Origin of the sequence: Colwellia sp. MB02u-14 (assembly GCF_014076915.1) — a bacterium.
Taxonomy (GTDB): Bacteria; Pseudomonadota; Gammaproteobacteria; order Enterobacterales; family Alteromonadaceae; genus Colwellia_A.
This window is the reverse complement of sequence record NZ_JACGUX010000047.1, coordinates 73069-91783: the sequence shown is the minus strand read 5'-3', so window position 1 is coordinate 91783 and position 18715 is coordinate 73069. Positions and strand designations below refer to the sequence as shown.

Below are 18715 nucleotides of genomic sequence, written 5' to 3'. Positions count from 1 at the left end.
GATGAAATAACATTGAATTCGAATTAAATTTTGTATTAATAACTCAGTGCTAAGCAGTAAATATAGGTTGGTTTAAATAAGTGACGAAGAAGCAAAAACCAACTGTAATTTTTCCATTTGAGTACATTGGTATAGCTATTTACTTGTATTATTTGAAACGCTCTCTCACCTAAAGTAAAAAACAATGTTAACCGAATTCAACAATAAGTTCTAAATCATCGAAACATGCCATGATGAAAGTAACTATGAATATTATATTTGGAATGAAAAAAATAGAGAATAAGGTTTAAGATCTCTTTAACGTAAAGCTAAATGTGTGCATAATGCTTTCTTTTTTAACCCAATAACTAACTTATGAGTAATGTTGATTTAAAACTCTGTAGCAATTGCGATACACCAATAAATGATAAATATTGCTCAGTGTGTGGTCAAAAGATAAAGGATTGCCAGCCTTCTTTTAATAATTTTATATTAGCCTTATGGGATGACTTTGTCAGTGTTGATGCCAAGTTACTCAATACTCTTAAAGCATTATTTAAACCTGGGCGTTTAACCTTAGATTGGATCAATGGAAAGCAACAACGCTACGTCCATCCTGTTCGATTGTACATAGTACTCACCATCTTATATTCCACTCTCATTTTTCTTGGTTTTGAGGGCGGCCAACATGAACAGAGCTTTTTAAATGGCTTTATAAAAGGAATGAACGAAGGAAATAGTCATGCTATTACTCAAGAGCAAATAAATCAAATTATAAAGTTAACAACGTTTTTAACGATACCATTAACCATTATTTCAGTTAAAATTTATAGCCTCAAAGCAAGGCTTATTAAGAACGTATTCTTTGTTGTCAATATTTACTCGGTCATTGTCATCTTTGCGATAATGTTATTATTACTAGCTAATTTCTTAATACTTTTTGACGTTGAATTGCCCTCAGTTTACTTAATTCCCCCATTAGCATTACTTTTTACTACATTGAGTGCTAAAGCTGTTTACGATAAAGGACTTATCCAGTTAACAATTAAAACGCTTTTAGTTTTTATTGTTAACTCTATATTGATCGTAAGTATCTCAGCTATTTCAGTTGGGTATTTAGAAGCAGAAAATGGGCATATTAAAGATGTGCTCCCCCCTGAAGCAAAACAAGAAGTCGATGCAGCTAAAACTAAAAGCTAAATTCACACTGATGTGACGGTACACTTGATTGAATTCAAGTCCTAAAGCCGACTAAGCATCTTGCTAGATGCTACTGACCATCAAATAGCAAATTATCGCCTGAAGGGGGTAAGTCAACATTAACTGGTTTAATAATGTCTAAATAATAATGCATTATAGGCCTTGGCCAATGCACCTTAATTGTAGTCAACTCAATTTCTTCTATAGCCTCGTCGTATTCGACGACACTTACTTTTTTTTTTCCCAGACTTGGTTTACTTCTTTATTACTGAAGATTGAATGTTCACAAGACAGATAATATATACAATAATGTACATATGAATGCGACAGGAATAATAATTTAATATCTCATTGCCTTGCCTAAATATATAACAGCTTACTCTGGAGACTTCTCAGTAATATCCATTAGAAAATATATGGTAAAATAATTTAATGCCATTGTCTGCTTAGCGCACAGAGTGATCGTTAATAATTCAAAATTGACTGATAGCAATGGTGGTTTTGCGACGGTTAGATTAAGTAAAGTCATAGTGACTCTGAGTACGTGCATTTTTTGCACGTACTCATGGTCTCTAAGGTGCAATGCTTCTGTATGACCTATTACTACCTCTTTACTAAAAAAATAGTAAAGAGGTAGTAAAGCGTCTGCAATAGTGGATTAGTTGGCTATCAAAATAAAGTATAAAACCTTTAGCTAGGTTCATATAATCTGTATAACCTGGCAAGAATTTACTTCTTAAATACTAAATTTATATAAACTTATCCCCCTAATGCGCTCCTATGGTAGTAATAACCACAACAAAAATAACTAGATATTGCTTATTCTTCTTAGCATACTTTTGTTTGTGTAATGTATGCGATCTCATAATGTAATAAATCTCAAACTATAAGGCAGTAGTGTGAACAATTCTCAACTTAATTGGCAGTCAACAAATTCAAACAATCTGCAAACTATTGAAATATACGACTGTCACTTGCCTGAGATTCTCAGATTAAGTGGCAGTGATCATAACGAACGTTATATTCATAGCACAAACAGGTGGATGAAAAATTAAATCATTAAAAAAGGCGTAAAGATCTATTGTGGAGATAAATGATTAAATCAATGAAAGAAAGGGAGCCATCAGAAAATGTGTAGAGTAAGTTGTTGTGTGTTCAGCAAAGGGAAAGAATGCTTTTAATTTTAGTTAAAGAATTTATTTAACGATTGTTCATTGTTATTACACTATGGATGCAATAACAATGAGGTATTAATAAAGCATAAAAGCACTTGGATTAAGAACAGCCAAAATACTTAAACGTTCCATGTCACAGAAATCACTCGCATCACGTAATAGTTCTTTTTGAACAGCCAGTGAATCTAGTTTTTCATCTGTAATCACCACTGACGGATCATGACTTTTGCATTCATGGTTGAGCGTCATCACACGCTTAGCAATATAGAGTAATTTGGTTTCGTCGGTACTGTGTTCAAAGTCTTCACCATCTTGATCGCGTATAGGCTCAATCAAACTGTAAGGTAACTGCCATTGCTTTAATAACTCAGCCGTAACGTCAGCATAAGAAAAACCAAAAAATTGTAGCTGTTTCGTCCATGGTAATTCGTCTGAATTTACCTGTTTACAGGTCTCTACTTTTTCAGGCATAAATTGATGCATAACCAACTCACCTAAATTGTGTAGCAAACCCAAAATAAAGAGTCTCTCGGCATTTGGAACACTTAATTTAGCGCCTAAGAATTTCACCGTTAATGCACAATCAACACTACGCTCCCAAAAATCGTTTAAGTATTCAGGGTCTGTTTTGATTTTTCTACAGGCTTTGGTGCTAAAATAAGCGATAACTAGATTATAAACTTCAGTAATGCCAATAATTAAAACAGCTTTCGAAATAGTATCGATTTGACCGGGATAATTGAAAAATGAGCTATTAGAGAGCTTTAAAATAGTGCCCGATAAAGCAGGATCTAGTAAAATGACATCAGCAATATCATCAATAGTTGACGATTCATTATCAATTAATTCTTTAATACGAATAAAAGAATCTGATAAAACAAATATTTCACTTGCCTTCTCGGCGTATTCTGGAGCATTCATGAAGGAGATCCTAAAAATGTATAGGGTAATTGCATACCCAATTAAGTGAGTATGTTACTATTTTTAATCGATTAACGACTCACTTTCTATTTAAAATACAGTAAATTAGTGAATGGTCAAGAGTAAAAAAAAGTATAGTCACTAAATCGGTAATTAGTGACTTTTTATTATTATAATCGATATTACTCTTCAACCGTTAGTGCCACTTGGTAAGATCCAAATTTTCGTATATTAATAACACCCTTATCAAAGATCAAATATTGCCCTTTAATTCCTTGCAGTAGCCCTGAAACTTGTGCTGTTTTATCAAAGTTAAATGACGCTATTTTTTCCAAATATTGCTCTACTGGAAAACGTAAATTAACTACAGGCTCATCAAGTAACTCAACAGCATCAGCGCCAAAACGTAATTTAATGTCTTCTAATTCCGCGGCGATCTCTGGTAATAGTTCCTGCGCTTTTTCTTTTAAATCAACGGTTTTACCCATTCCTTTTAGCATAGCTCGCCAATTTGTTTTATCAGCAATAAATTTGGCGAGAGCTATTTCAACAAGCCCCGATTGTAAGCGCGTACTCACTCTAAATAATGGTAAAGCTTGTGTAGCGCCTTGATCAATCCAGCGTGTAGGTATTTGTGTATGGCGAGTAATACCCACTTTAATTCCCGAAGTGTTCGCTAAATAAACATAATGATTTACCATGCAATTTTTTACGCCCCACTCAGGCTCACGACAAGTACCTTGTGCATGGTGACAAGTTTCTGGCTTCATAATGCACATGTCACATTGTGCAAGTTTTTGCATACACGGATAACAAAAACCTTGTGAATAGCTTTTTTTCGTTACCCTTGAACAATGGCGACACGCTATTTTACCTTGATAATCGAAGGTTATTTTTTTCCCGATTAACGCATTCATATCGATTAACTGTTCACCGATAGGTAATTGATAATGAACAAGTCCGTTTTCATCTAATTGGGCAGTCATTTTACTCAAAGCACCAGCATCGTAATGGGTCATTTATTGTCTCGATAGTTTTCATGGGGAATTTAGAGGGCATGGTATAAAACTCTGGAAATGACAGCCAGCTTTTTATCGATTTCAATGATAAAAATTGCCATAATAAGCTTATGCCAGAAAAAAAAATCTCTCCCAAGCCAACCTGGTTTGTTTATTATTTACGTTGTGCTGACAATAGTTTGTACGCAGGTGTTACTACAGACCTTATTCGTCGGCTCTTTGAACACAATACCTGTAATAAAACGGGAGCTAAATACACGCGCGCGCGTCGACCAGTAAAATTAGTTTACGCTGAAGCTCAAGAAAATCGACAACTAGCCTGCAAACGTGAATATCAATTAAAGAAGTTTACCAAGGTAGAAAAAGAAAACCTAGTGCATAGTTTTGACCCCAATATTTTAACAAAAGTCCCTTGACGATACTGGTCTGCTTAGTTTCTGTTTTTTCAATTAATTTCCACTTATCTGTGGGTAACTGCTAATATACGGCGGTTTTCAAACAATAGATGTAGGTATTATGTTTCTAGAAAGTTACTGTAGCGTAACAGGCAGTCAAATAAGTTTCTCTCGTCAACAAGGTAGTGACTTTGCTAAAAAAATTGCTGACGATTTCAATCCGCTACATGATGTTGATGCAAAACGTTTTTGTGTACCCGGTGACTTACTTTTTTCAGTGGTATTAGAAAAATCAGGTTTATCACAAAACATGGGCTTTACTTTTTCGGGCATGGTTACTGATGGTCTTAAGCTAGATTTTCCAGAAAAAATTGTCGAATCAGCCTGTGTTACCGATGACAATGCTAAAGAGTACATGAAAATAGAAGCCTCGGGTGAATGTACAACGAATAGCCAATCGATCAATGCATTGATCCGCGCCTACGTTGAGTTTTCAGGCCATACATTTCCACATATTTTAGTAAAATTAATGTTTGAAAACAGTGTAATGATCAATCCGACACGGCCAATGGTGATGTACGAGAACATGTTTATTCATTTAGATAAGCTTAATTTTGTTGACGTACAATTGCAATTAACGACGCCCAGTTTACTTATTGATGGTAAACGCGGTAAAGCGACACTACCTTTTGATTTAGTGGCTAATGGTGAAGTTATCGGTCATGGTAAAAAACACATGCTACTCAGTGGCTTAAGAGATTATGAACAAGCAACTATTGATACACTTGTTAGCCATTACAACGATAAAAAAGCGCAGTATCTGAAATAAAATCTCAATAAAATGATGTTACTCAACAATAATAGTCCTCTCACCTTTCTCAAACGCTAACTGCTGTGTTCTTCTGTTTTCTACGCAATAAGCAAACTGACGAGTAGTCTTAGGCCGTAAACACTTTTTCGGCTGTTGATAATATTGTAGCCATGCTTGCAGTTGTTTACCTTGATAACGAGATTTTATTACAACGGGAGCTGACGTTTGAAAGGGTTTACTACTGCCCTTTTTAATATCTCTTGATAAAGTGGCTGATAACGGCTGATGGATATTTACTGCAATATTTCTTTGCTTTTTTTTATGGTTACCTTTTACCTTTTTTAACAGACCTCGTTCGCACTGCCACCATTTTTTCCGCGCCACTTTCTCTTGCTTATTTAAGTTTTTACTGCGTTTTAAGCCTTGGCCTTGCCTTTGTTGTGACTGAACATTACGTAATTTATCTGCATAAGATTGACATTCTTTTTTCCCCGCGTAACTTTCATAAGAAAAAGTTAACATGATGCCAACAAGCAAAATTTGAAAATAAACACTCTTCACAGTTCCTCCTTGAGTCCCTACTAGAACACTTAATATATTAGTACACAAAATTAACATTACATTAGCAAGTCAGCAAATACGTTCTATACTCAGTTTTATCTAAAATGAGCAAGGACGTTCAATGTTGCACGCGTTTACAGTAAAGTTTTTATATTTATTAGCTTGCTACATGCTCTTGGCCCAGTGCTATGCAAAAGACTTACCCAAAATTCAACTCGCAACACCCTATAAAGCTGACAGGAAAAATCCTATCAGTATTAATGAATACTTTGTTAGCGAAAAGCTCGATGGTATTCGTGGTTACTGGAATGGTAAAAATTTATTCACTCGTGGAGGCAACCTCATTCATGCACCAGAGTGGTTTACCCTAGGTTGGCCCAAGATATACCTTGATGGTGAACTATGGAGCAACCGTGGTGAGTTTGAAAAAATCAGTAGCTGTGTCAGAAAACACCAGCCTACACCACAAAATAAAATGAGCTGTTGGCAGAAAATACGCTTTATGGTTTTTGACTTACCCAAACATGCGGGTACTTTTAGTCAGCGTATTACTCAGATGAATCATTTAATCGCATCATCGACCAGCCCTTATTGGCAGACAATAGAACAAGAAAAAATAAATTCAATCGCCTTATTGCATCAACAACTAGTAAATATCGTCAATATAGGCGGGGAAGGGTTAATGCTGCATCATCAAGCAGCCTACTACAACGTTGGTAGAAGTCATGATTTAATGAAACTAAAACAACATGATGATGCTGAAGCTATCGTTATTGCGCATATTAAGGGTAAGGGTAAATACAAAAATAAAATGGGCTCGTTAAAAGTAAAGATGCCTTCCGGTCTTACCTTTAAGATTGGTAGTGGTTTTACTGATAAGCAACGCGAAAAACCACCCGCTATTGGTAGTACGGTCACTTACAAATACATTGGTAAAACCGCGCGAGGTGTGCCAAAATTTGCGAGCTTCTTACGCATTCGTGAGCTAACACTCATTCAGTAAAATGCATAAACTGACTATCGGTCCCTATAAAAAGAGAATAATAATTAATGGAATTTCACTTATGGTTATCTTTTGTCGTCATTTGTATGATGGGCGCTTTATCTCCCGGACCAAGCTTGGCATTAGTCATCAAAAATACGTTGTCTGGAGGAACATCACAAGGTTATGCCACGGCTATTAGCCATGGTTTAGGTGTTGCGATTTATGCAGCCATTACGGCAACAGGTATAGCGGTGATTATCGTTAAATCTCCTTTGATATTCAGTATTATTCAATATGCAGGCGCGGCTTTTTTACTGTATTTAGGGGTAAAATCATTATTAAGCAAAAAAGTTAATACCGTATTTTCTCAAAATGACCCAGTGAAAAAAGCGCAAGTAAACGGCTGGCGTGATGGCTTTTTAATCGCTTTTTTAAACCCAAAACTCGCTATTTTCTTTCTCGCCTTATTTAGTCAGTTTTTAGGGGAAGACGCGAGCAGTGAGCAAAAAATGATAATGACCGCGACAGTAGGAAGCATTGATGCTTTATGGTATTGCTTAGTAACGTTTACACTATCACGCGGTAATATCATTAATAAATTACGTGAGAACAGCCATATTGTTGACAAAGTAACGGGCAGCTTTTTAATACTACTTGCTGCTCGTATAGTGATTAACTAAATACAACTTATTTAGCATATTTCCACGTAGCGAAAATAAAGCACCTTCAAGCCCTTACCTGCTTCAGCTTCAACGAATACCTTTGGGTTATCAATTCGATGCTGAAATTGGCACTGAGGGCATTCTCTAGAAACTTCAGCTAATAAAAAATCCTCACTTAAGTCAGGAGAATTTAAACAGAGCACTACATCACTATTATTTGCCATTAACTCAGGTAAGCGTTTAATGATTTTCTTGTAATCTCGCTCAATATTTACACTGCCCTTTTGAAATGAAGGAGGATCACAAATCAATAAATCGTAAGGGCCATTTTTTTTCAATCGATTGTACGATTTAAAAATATCAACACCTTCATATTTTACCTTGCTCGCATCTTGTTTATTAAGTTTATGATTTTCACGCCCTTTAGATAAAGAGCTTTTACTCATATCAATATTAACAACTTGCCGAGCACCCCCTGCAATAGCGGCAATAGAAAAGGCACAAGTATAAGCAAATAGATTTAAAACGTTCCTCCCTTCACTATGATTTTTCACCCAATCTCGGCCATTGCCCATATCAAGAAAAAGCCCAGAATTTTGTGCTTTACCTAAGCTAATATGATATTTAAGGCCATGTTCTTGCGCATTTAATTCCGTGATATCTTCTCCCCATAATACTTCGCTAGGAGCAAACTTTCGGCTACGGTATTGTACTTGAATCGATTGGCAGTATGGGATCAACTGCTTTATCACCGTCACTTGTTCATTCAACCAAGCTTCATCAACCTCTTGGTAAAGTGTAATGAGCACAACAGGCGAAAACCAGTCAACATTGACGTGAGATAACTCAGGATAAGTATGACCTCTACCATGAAATAATCGTTGGCAATCAGTTAAACTACTGAGTTTTTCAATAGACTGTAGCGAAGTTTTAAGGTGATCTTGAAGGTTTAGTGTCATAACTATATTGTTTAAAAGATAAAATAAAGCCGCATAATAACAAATTATGCGGCTTTTGGTTAAATCGTTTGTTCCTTTACATTACATCATCATACTACGAAGCAAAAATGTTGTAGGCAAAGAATTTTTGCGCAACAGTATTTAAGAAAATACATAAGACAATGAAGGGTATAAAAGTACCTAACGAGAAGTTAACATACTTCTCGACCCAAGAACCTTTATAGTTATCGTTGCCAATAGCTAGTTCGTCTGAAAGGTTATGTTTTTTCCAGCGATAACTTACAAACATACATAAAAGAAAGCCATTTAACGGTAAAATTGTATCGTAGAAAATATCATAAACCACATCAAAGAATGAACGTGAACCGCCAGCATACGTTGTAAATTCAGTAAAGAACGACACCATACCAAATGAAACCATAGCAAATACAGTTAATACACCACCTAAAATCATTAAAATTGATAAGGCTTTTTTACGACTATGCTTTTTTTCTGTGACTAAATAAGAAACCGGTACTTCAATAATTGAAACTAATGAGGTAATAGCAGCAAAAAACACTAAAAGGAAGAAAAATGCAGCGACGGCACTTGCACCAAAGTAGCCAATAGAGGTTTGTAGTGCTAAAAATATTTTAGGTAAAAAAGTAAAAATTAATGATACAGAACTGTCACTTAACTCCGCTGGATTAACATTAGGGTTGAATGAAAATACCGCAGGTAAAATCATTAAGCCTGCAGTAAAAGCAACCGCAGTATCAGTTAAAGCCACTAATTTTGCAGAATTAACAATATCAGTTTTATTATTAATATATGAACCGTAAGTAATTAATATACCCATACCTAACGATAGCGAAAAGAACGCTTGCGACAAGGCGCCGTTAATCACGGTAGGGGTGATTTTATCAAAATCAGGAATAATAAAAAATTTCACACCAGCCATAGCGTTATCAAGGCTTAGTACATAAACCACCATGATTAACAGCATAACGAATAATGCTGGCATCAGTATTTTTGCTGCTTTTTCTATGCCCTCTTTTACCCCGGCAACTAAAATGAAATTTATAATGGCAGCAACAGCAACCATAGCCACAAATAAATAGGAACTATTAATGAATTCACTAAAGCCCTTACCGCTGGCTAAATAATCTAATTGACCCGATAATGTTAACGCGAGATAACCGAAAAGCCATACGGTTAACACCATATAGAAAACAGCAATCATAAATGGCGTAAGCACACCAAAGATCCCGGCTATTCCCCAACCTCTACTACCACCACTGAGTGCTTTATAGGCACCAACAGGTTCTTTTTGTGTTTTACGGCCAACGGCCATTTCGGCAATCATTACCGGTAAACAAATTAAAAATACGAATAATGCGTACATAATTAAAAATGCACCACCCCCATTTTTAGCAGCATTCACAGGAAAGCCGACTAAGTTACCAATGCCAACAGCAGAACCTGCTGCGGCTAAAATAAATCCGAGTTTAGAGCTAAAATGCTCTCTAGATGCGCTCATAAATGTCCTTAATTATAATTATTTGTAGGGCATATTTTGTACAGTTTATTAACTATACGAAAAAAGAATGGCCTGATGCTAGCAGGCTTTATAATTAATGTCTTGTTTTAGAACGAAGGTATTAGTAATTAAGTGTATAAATATGGTTGCACCTAGAAACCAAGTCGTAAAATCGCCTTATAAATCTCATAATTTCAGCAAGAACTCATCTATAGCCCCTTCCACAAATAGTATCCCTCTATTTTGAGAAAAGTCCGCCATTGATGATAGTGAGAATATTTTCCGTCTCTTCTGATGCAAAATCAACCGCCTGAGCTAAGTCATCACTAAAAATATTTAAATTCTGACATAAACGTTCATCAATACTGTCCTTATAATCGAACACATCGGGATGGCTATCAACTAATGCTAAACGAGAGGCTAAATAAAGGACTTTTACATCTTTATTAATTTGAATTTTTTTTGCTTCGTTAACGTGGCGAATAGGCAAAATTATTTTTTCAGGTATTTGCCATATTTTTAATAACTCTGCAGATATATCGGTATAAGTAAAACCCAGCACTTGCTTTTGCAGTGCCCAAGGCAACTGCTCGGTTGAATATTTTTCACATTGCTGAGCAATTTCAGGCGTTATTTTTGCAACAATCACTTCACCAAAATTTTGCAGAAGTCCAGCGACAAAAAGCCGCTCAATATCAGGGATCCCAGCCTTAATCGCTAAATTTTTAGTCGCCAAACCACAAAAAATGCTCATCCGCCAAAAACGTTTTAAATCAATTGCCTGATTTGAAAAGTGTTTAAAGGCTGTCGCCGCAACATCCACTAGCATCATGTTATAAATAGCTTGGGTGCCAATAATTGTGATGGCACGTGAGATAGTGCTAATTTCTCCCGGAAAACTATAAATAGCACTATTAGCAATTTGTAATAAACGAGAAGTCATTGAAGGGTCGACACTAATTACATTGGCAAAATCTTCAATCGTTGAGTCTTCATTTTCCATTAATCCTTTAATTTTGAAACAAGCGTCGGGAAGAGCAAAAGAGCCATTAGCTTGTAAAGCGTATTGGTGAGCATCCATGGTGGGTATCAATATTTTTATCGAGTCATGTTTATAGTGTAGCTTTTTAGTTAAAAGCAGAAAACAAAAAAAACGCAGTGATCTTCATCACTGCGTTTTATCTTTTTTACCGATGCATTTTACTGAGCGAAAGTTTTTCCAAAAAAGTCGCCTTGGTTCCACGTTGGACGTTTATCACCATTAGCAATTTCTAAACCTATCATCATATTAACCTCGGCAAAGCTTGCCGCGGCATCGTAACGAATAGGTAGGGTTATTTCATCACTATGTTGATGATAATGATTTTTAAGGAAGTCACCAAATACTGCACCGCCATCAATTTCAGGATCTTTAGATTTAAAGCCTGTCATTAAAAAGACTGATGGAATACCTGCTTTGACAAAGCTGTAGTGGTCGCTACGCGTAAATAACGCCTGCTCTGGCATTGGGTCATCACTTAGCGACAAATTAATTTTTTCTGCGGCACTCGCAACGATAGGACCTAAACTTGAATGTGTTGAACCGAAAGCAATAATATCAGCAAATGGGTATAAGATTAATGGCATATCTAAGTTAACGTTCGCAACCATTTGAGACGACGGTACCGTTGGGTTTGTTGCAAAATAGCTAGACCCTAATAGCCCCTTTTCTTCACCTGTAACTACAACAAATAAAATAGAACGTTTTGGTTTTTCAGGCATGCTCGATAATAAGCGGGCTGTTTCTAGCAAAATTGAAACGCCTGATGCATTGTCTAACGCGCCATTGTTAATTTTATCTTTTTCATCACCATGGCTACTAATACCAATGTGATCAAGGTGAGCACTAAAGACCACATATTCGTCTTTTAGTACGGGGTCACTTCCTTCAATAACAGCAATAAGATTAGGGCTGGTAATTTCTTCATGGCGACTTTTATTAGCCATGTTAACACTTGATTTCAAAGCAAAACCTTTAATGGCAATATTATTAGTATCGTCGCTAAGTAACGCTTCTAGTGTGCGTTCTGCTCCTTCAAATAAGGCTTGGGCATACTCTGAACTTAAATAAGCACCTCCTTTTATTTCAGGATGTTTCCCAAAAGGCATGCCCTCTTTGTTTAACCAGCTTAAACGTGGTGCTTCCGCATAAGATGCGCTTTTAGCAAAAGTTCTTACTGCATCACGTTTAGGGGTATGAATAGTAATAAAACCAACAGCTCCATTGCTAACGGCATGTTGAATTTTTTCACTGCTAGAACCGATGTGAGCACCTTCTTCTGACGGTAAATCATCAGGACGTCCTGTTAAAACAACAACAACTTTGCCTTCAACATCAATATCTTCGTAATCGTTATAACCAAATTCTTTAGAAACAATGCCGTAACCAACAAAAACAGTTTCAGCCGTAACGCTAGCGTCTGTCACGATACTATCGCCTGACATAATAAAAGCATCTTTAAAGGCTAACTCAATGGTACCTGAAGTATTAATAATAGAAAGCTCAGCACTATTTTCTTCAAGGAACGCTTTTCTAAAGGTTACTTTTTGTTCAAACCCTTCACGTTCACCCATAGGTGTTAAGCCTAACTGTTTAAAGTATGACTTTACATAATTAGCGGCTATTTGGTAGCCTTCACTACCAGTATCTCGCCCTAATAAAGTATCGTCAGCTAAAAACTCTATGTGGGCTTTTATATTATTTTCATTTACTTGTGGCATTTTTTCAGCAACTGACCTTGTTGCTTCATTGTTTTGTCCACACGCAGATAAAAACGCGATACTTAATAAACTTGCACTGGCTATTAATTTAAATTTCATTGGCTTCTTCATATTATTAATTAAATTTTAAGATATTTTAGAGGGGAGTTGATATATTTATATCACTATAATGATTGTAAAAATAAAACGCTAGTATAGACATAAAGTTATTCGTTAAAGCGCTCACAACTAAAGCTCATAAAACCCATACTAAAATGGCGGTATTCCTAATGAAATAACGCCATTTTATTGTAAGAATAGAACAACTACTTCAGTAAATATGCCTCTGTTTCAGTCGCCGGCATAGGTTTAGCATAATAATAACCCTGCCCAAAGCGACAGGCCATAGCCATTAAAAGCTCGGCATCTGCTAGGTTTTCAATGCCTTCACATACTGTTCCCATTTGTAAATTGGTTGCTAAATCTATAATGGTTTTTATGATCGCCTGATGATTATCATGCTCGTGCACATTATTAATGAACGAACGATCAATTTTTAGCACATCAATAGGAAAACGATGTAAGTAACTTAAACTTGAATAACCCGTGCCAAAATCATCAAGTAAAATTTTCACGCCTAATGTTTTTAGTGCATTCATATTTTTTAGCACTATGTCACTATTTTCGAGTAAAGCACGTTCGGTTAACTCAACTCTTAATTGCGGGGGTTTAATGCCAACACGTTGAATTATTTCTTCAATATCGACCGGTAGCGTTACACTAAAAAAATGATCACCGTATAAGTTACAACTAACGTACAAGTCATCGCGACCACACTTTTTTTCCCATTGCTTTAACTGCAAACAAGACTTCTCTATGATCAGAAAGTCAATCGCCATCACTAAATTCGTTTCTTCTGCGAGGGGAATAAAATCATTTGGAAGAACAAAGCCACGTTTCGTACTCTGCCAACGAGCTAGAGCTTCAAACCCAACAACCGCTTCAGTTTTTAAATCAACAATCGGCTGAAAGTAAGGTGAAAATTCATTATTTTCTATACCATTACGAATATCAGTTTCCAATTCCAATGCATGTTGAACTTTTTTTTGCATGCTAGAATCAAAAACTTCATAACGGCCCTTGCCTTGATTTTTTGCATGGTACATTGCGGTATCAGCATCTCTAAGCATAATGTCAGCGCTGTCATAACGTTCATGATTAAATAACACACCAATACTTGTGCCAATAAAAATACCTTGGTTTTCGATAATAAAAGGAGTAGCTAAAAAGTCATTAATACGCTGAGCAACTTCATAAGCTTCATTATTAGAATCTAAATCTTCAATTAAAATAACAAACTCATCACCGCCTAACCGAGCCACCGTGTCTTTGTCTCGAACCAGTATTTTTAATTTTTTGGCTATTTTTTGTAAGAGCAAATCACCAGCATGGTGACCTAGGCTGTCATTAACCACCTTAAAGCGGTCAAGATCTAAAAATAACACCGCAAATTTCATCTTAGCTTTTCGTTTATGACAAGCAATAGCATGATTCAATAAGTTAATAAACAGCGTGCGATTTGGTAAGCCTGTTAAAATATCGTGTGACGCCGTATGTTGTAACTTCTCTTCAGCTTTTTTTCTTTGCTTTATTTCGTCTTCTAATGCGACCGTTCTTAGCTTAACTTGCTGTTCAAGAAGTAGATGCGATTGCCGTTCAAATTCTAATATGTCACGTCGATTAATCGCTGAAGCAACATGTTGAGAAACAAATTTTAATAGTTCCGCATCTTGCTCAGTGAATGTTGTCGCTAAATTATAACTTTGTAAGACCATTGCTCCAAGTACAACACCAGAATGTATTAATGGCACGCCCAGCCAAGATTTAGTTTCACCTTGTGGCTCTTTAGTCTTACCTTGCTCATATAAAGCATACATTTGCTGATAATTAAGTAATTGTGTTTCACCGGTACGAATGATGTGCTCGGTAAAACTATTTCCTAATGTTATTGGCTGAGAGTCAACATCGGCATTAGTAGAGTTTTGATCTAAATAATAAACAAAAGAAAGTGTTTTGGAATTTTGATCATATTTAGTGATATAAAAGTTTTGAGCGTTTATGAGCTGGCCAACAATGTTATGAACCATTGAGTAAAACTGATCAATGTGGAGCGTAGCATCATTGGTTAATTCTGATATTTTAAAAAGCGACTCTTGCAATAACTCTGACTTTTCTCGCTCTCTAATTTGCTTCATAAGTTCACGAGTGCGTGAATTTACTGCATTTTGTAAACGCTCATGATCTTTTAAGCGGGTCATCGCGGTAACGATATGCTGAGCCGTAAACTCCATCAACTCTAGGTCATCTACCAAGTAACGAATTTTCTCAGAATAACTCTGTACAGCCATAACCCCAATAACAACACCATCGTTCAGCAAGGGAACACCAAGCCAGTCAGTACTGTCAGAGCCCATACGTTTAATTGCATTCTTAGCCACTAATTCACCAACAACCTCAGGAGTTGCTAATAATGATTTAGCTGTTTCAATAACATAGCAAGTCATAGAACCTGCAAAAGCAGCTAAAGGAGACTTACCTAAAGGGAAATCATCTTTTTCATCAATATCATAGACAAACTCTAAGGTGGATAAGGTTTGATCGTAGAGCGCAATATAAAAATTTTCAGCTCTCATCACTGAAGCTATAGATTGATGAACTTGACCATAGAACATACTTAAATCGGCACAGTCATGTGATAACTGGTTTAGTTTAAAAAGTGCGGTATAGCGGTCTTCGAGCTTGCGATATTTGATAAGCAAAGCAGTCGTTTCGTTTGCTAACAAGTTATCGCTCTCATTACGATTATCAAGTTCATTATTTAAATGTTCTGCCATACAATCCAGAAATAAAGATAATAGAATGTTTAATCATAATGACTATATTTGGGTGAAATATCCACTAAACGAAAGAAAGAATTAACACTTTATTTGCATAGTGACAGTAGAGGAGCATAAAGCTCCTTTACAATTTATTGCTTAAATTTTAATAAATTACTTATGATAAGGCTTACTTAAGCGGTGAACTGATTCTATAAAGTGACCCGCATGCTCTGGATCCACATCAGGGTGAATACCATGACCTAAATTGAATACATGCCCAGTACCGCCTTCACCAAAGCCGGCAAGAATTTTGTCAACTTCTTGCTCAATACGCGGTAAGGGGGCGTAAAGCATTGAAGGATCCATATTACCTTGCAAAGCAACTTTATCACCGATACGTGCTTTTGCATTTTCAATATCTATGGTCCAATCAAGTGCTACTGCGTCACAGCCTGTTGCCGCGATAGACTCTAACCACATACCGCCATTTTTGGTAAACAAGGTTACAGGGACTTTACGACCTTCATTATGACGAGTTAAACCGTCAACAATTTTTGCCATATACTGTAATGAAAATTCTTGATAATCACGTGGAGACAATACGCCGCCCCAAGTATCAAAAACCATAACTGATTGTGCGCCAGCAGCAATTTGAGCATTCAAATATGAAATAACAGAATCAGCTAATTTGTCTAGTAACATGTGTAATGTTTTTGGTTCAGCAAACATCATTTTTTTGATTTTGGTGAACGCTTTTGAACTACCGCCTTCAATCATGTAAGTCGCTAATGTCCATGGACTACCAGAAAAACCAATAAGAGGAACTTCACCTTTTAATTCTTTGCGGATAGTACGCACCGCATTCATTACATATTGTAATTCTACTTCAGGATCTGGAATACCAATTTTTTCTACGTCAGCCTTACAAGTAATAGGACGCTCAAACTTTGGTCCTTCCCCAGTTTCAAAGTACAAACCTAAGCCCATCGCATCAGGGATCGTTAAAATATCACTGAATAAAATGGCAGCATCAAGCGGAAAGCGACGTAACGGTTGAATGGTAACTTCACAGGCAAGATCAGCATCACGACATACCGACATAAAGTCCCCCGCATTTTTGCGAACTTCGCGGTATTCAGGTAAGTAACGCCCTGCTTGTCTCATCATCCATACGGGTGTGTAATCTACAGGCTGACGCAAAAGCGCGCGTAAGTAAGTATCGTTTTTTAATTCAGTCATGAAGTATCTTCCCATTTTTATATGCGCGCATTCTATCATTAGCAATTTTTTTGGTCTATGTTCTAAATCAATTCTTAGCAGTAATAATATAAGCTTATTACCTTATAAGCGTAATAAGCAATGTGTTATCAGTTACTTATTTTTAACAAGTGTAAATTATTGTAACAAAAGTGACTTGTACGAAAAAAATCGTGGTATAAATGCTCTATTAAAGTTGTTGCGTTAGCTTTTTTGCTTTGCTATAAATTGCCCCGCGTTAAAGAAGTACATAAAATAAAAATAATAATAATAAAAGAAATAACTAAAAAGAAGCTAGTATAAACTAGACCTACAGCGAGCAATTCAAGCCTTACACTTTGTAAGGCTTTTTTATTGCCTAAAATAACCTATTAATATTTTTCGTGTTTAGGCTATAAACCTTTACTGTTTTATTAGGCAATAGTATTCACAACTCTACTTATTTATAAATAGGTTTTTTCAGCCTTCGTTACCTTCTCTAAATAATGGCGAGATTCAGCTTTTGGGTGCTTTTTCGTCAGTAAATAGTATACATCTTTAGGCAACTTGGCATTGAGCACTCTCATTGCAGTTTTACGATTACCATGAAAAGTTTTTAATACATTACCCGCACCGCCATTGTAAGCAGAAATAATAGAGTAGTGTCGACTGGTTAAATTTCGTACGGATTTTAAATAATTATTGTTGAGAATGTATAAGTAGGCTGAGCCAATATCAATGTTAAACGCGGGGTCAAATAGCTGCTGCTTGGTTGGCATGCCCTTTTTCTTCTTAATGCGTTGAAAAACATCAGCGCCGGCTGTTTTAGGCACAACTTGCATTAAGCCATATGCATTAGCTGTACTCACCGCAAATGGATTAAAGCTACTTTCAGTTTCAATAATACCGTATATAAGTTGCGGTGATATTTGATAACGTTTAGCGGCTGCCAGTACATGAACACTGTATTTTTGTTCACGCAGGTGTTGATGTTTTGCCACCATCTTGATGCTAACCGCATAAATTTGTTTTTTATTTTTTTTGTATTTTTGTAAGTTAAATTCGGTTAAATACTCAGAGAATCGATTCGCGCGCCATTGGTATTGAATCGGCTTGTTGTCTCGGTCAACCACTTGTTGGTATAAGTAAGGTTGCCCTGATAACAGTGGTGCGTCGCTTGAAAATATATCAGTTTTTTGAGGATCGGATGTCGATAATAAAGTGGTTACTATTGCTTGTTGTAAATTATTCAGCGTTTTAGCTGAAGACTTATCAGCTAAAGATTCGATTAAAATTGTTCCTTTTTCAAAATCAACAATGGCACGGGCTTTGTAGTTGTTGGTATATTTAACAAGCTTTTTATTGTTAGGTATTTTTGGCTTAGCTTCGCCCCAAACCTCGTTAATCTGTTTCGTTAATTTTTCAAACAACGCTTTGATATTATTAACATCGTGTAAAATAAGTTTATTCGTTTTAACCGCTTGTTGAGCAATAGCAATAAGATCTGGGTCTTCAGATTTTATTTGTTTAATTAAGATTTCCGCACTGCGAAGTGAGGCAAGATTGGGCGTACTTTTACAACTGGTTAAACTAATGACGATAAGTAGCAACAACAGTTTTTTAAACATTAAACTACAACCTTTGATTTATTTACTCCCCGCAAAGCATATATATA

At 36.1% G+C, this 18715-nt stretch carries 16 protein-coding genes; 6 read left to right on the top strand and 10 right to left on the bottom strand.

Translation table 11 applies throughout. The features are described from left to right. Positions 1-354 precede the first annotated feature (354 nt). Both H4J52_RS03555 and H4J52_RS03545 read left to right on the top strand, forming a co-directional pair. The gene (locus H4J52_RS03555) at positions 355-1179 is read left to right on the top strand and encodes a DUF3667 domain-containing protein (RefSeq protein ID WP_182224234.1); all 825 of its coding nucleotides are present in this window, start codon (positions 355-357) and stop codon (positions 1177-1179) included. 899 nt (positions 1180-2078) lie between these two features. After that, entirely contained in the window at positions 2079-2234 is a 156-nt protein-coding gene (locus tag H4J52_RS03545) for a hypothetical protein (protein WP_182223836.1), read from the top strand. A 195-nt stretch (positions 2235-2429) separates the two neighbouring features. On the opposite strand, the gene H4J52_RS03540 is transcribed toward H4J52_RS03545, so the two are convergent. Together H4J52_RS03540 and H4J52_RS03535 are read right to left on the bottom strand one after the other, a co-directional pair. Continuing rightward, positions 2430-3275: an HDOD domain-containing protein gene (locus H4J52_RS03540; protein WP_182179085.1), complete on the bottom strand. Its 846-nt coding sequence runs from the start codon at positions 3273-3275 to the stop codon at positions 2430-2432. Positions 3276-3457: 182 nt separating this feature from the next. Further along, positions 3458-4294 carry a DUF2797 domain-containing protein gene (locus H4J52_RS03535; RefSeq protein WP_182179084.1) on the bottom strand — a complete coding sequence of 279 codons (837 nt, stop codon included), beginning with the start codon at positions 4292-4294 and terminating at the stop codon, positions 3458-3460. A 110-nt stretch (positions 4295-4404) separates the two neighbouring features. On the opposite strand from H4J52_RS03535, the gene H4J52_RS03530 reads away from it, so the two are divergent. After that, the gene (locus H4J52_RS03530) at positions 4405-4710 is read left to right on the top strand and encodes a GIY-YIG nuclease family protein (RefSeq protein WP_182179082.1); all 306 of its coding nucleotides are present in this window, start codon (positions 4405-4407) and stop codon (positions 4708-4710) included. Positions 4711-4810: 100 nt separating this feature from the next. Next, positions 4811-5518: a DUF3581 family protein gene (locus H4J52_RS03525; RefSeq protein ID WP_182179080.1), complete on the top strand. Its 708-nt coding sequence runs from the start codon at positions 4811-4813 to the stop codon at positions 5516-5518. Between the two features lie 18 nt (positions 5519-5536). Here the strand turns inward: H4J52_RS03525 and H4J52_RS03520 are convergent, their stop codons facing one another. Then, positions 5537-6061, bottom strand: a complete 525-nt coding sequence (locus H4J52_RS03520; RefSeq protein ID WP_182224232.1) for a hypothetical protein — start codon at positions 6059-6061, stop codon at positions 5537-5539. Positions 6062-6182: 121 nt separating this feature from the next. Between H4J52_RS03520 and H4J52_RS03515 the strand changes: the two genes are divergently transcribed. Next, on the top strand, positions 6183-7064 hold the full coding sequence (locus H4J52_RS03515) for a DNA ligase (RefSeq protein ID WP_182179076.1): 882 nt from the start codon (positions 6183-6185) through the stop codon (positions 7062-7064). Between the two features lie 47 nt (positions 7065-7111). After that, a complete protein-coding gene (locus H4J52_RS03510) occupies positions 7112-7726 on the top strand; it encodes a LysE family translocator (protein ID WP_182179074.1) in 615 nt (204 codons plus the stop codon). An 11-nt stretch (positions 7727-7737) separates the two neighbouring features. Here H4J52_RS03510 and H4J52_RS03505 read toward each other — a convergent pair whose 3' ends face one another. The 7 genes from H4J52_RS03505 to H4J52_RS03475 all read right to left on the bottom strand — a co-directional run bounded on the left by H4J52_RS03505 (position 7738) and on the right by H4J52_RS03475 (position 18668). After that, entirely contained in the window at positions 7738-8667 is a 930-nt protein-coding gene (locus H4J52_RS03505; RefSeq protein ID WP_182179072.1) for a class I SAM-dependent methyltransferase, read from the bottom strand. Positions 8668-8761: 94 nt separating this feature from the next. After that, positions 8762-10186 (bottom strand): sodium-dependent transporter, encoded by a 1425-nt coding sequence (locus H4J52_RS03500; protein ID WP_182179070.1) that lies wholly within the window; start codon positions 10184-10186, stop codon positions 8762-8764. Between the two features lie 238 nt (positions 10187-10424). Further along, complete coding sequence (locus tag H4J52_RS03495) at positions 10425-11267, bottom strand: HDOD domain-containing protein (RefSeq protein ID WP_182179068.1); 843 nt, start codon at positions 11265-11267, stop codon at positions 10425-10427. A 119-nt stretch (positions 11268-11386) separates the two neighbouring features. After that, positions 11387-13045, bottom strand: coding sequence for a M28 family metallopeptidase (locus H4J52_RS03490; RefSeq protein ID WP_259367809.1), 1659 nt, complete (start codon positions 13043-13045; stop codon positions 11387-11389). 206 nt (positions 13046-13251) lie between these two features. Continuing rightward, entirely contained in the window at positions 13252-15819 is a 2568-nt protein-coding gene (locus H4J52_RS03485) for an EAL domain-containing protein (RefSeq protein WP_182179064.1), read from the bottom strand. Positions 15820-15975: 156 nt separating this feature from the next. Continuing rightward, positions 15976-17043: a uroporphyrinogen decarboxylase gene (gene hemE / locus H4J52_RS03480; protein WP_182179062.1), complete on the bottom strand. Its 1068-nt coding sequence runs from the start codon at positions 17041-17043 to the stop codon at positions 15976-15978. Positions 17044-17504: 461 nt separating this feature from the next. Further along, entirely contained in the window at positions 17505-18668 is a 1164-nt protein-coding gene (locus H4J52_RS03475) for a murein transglycosylase domain-containing protein (protein ID WP_182224231.1), read from the bottom strand. Between the last annotated feature and the right edge of the window lie 47 nt (positions 18669-18715).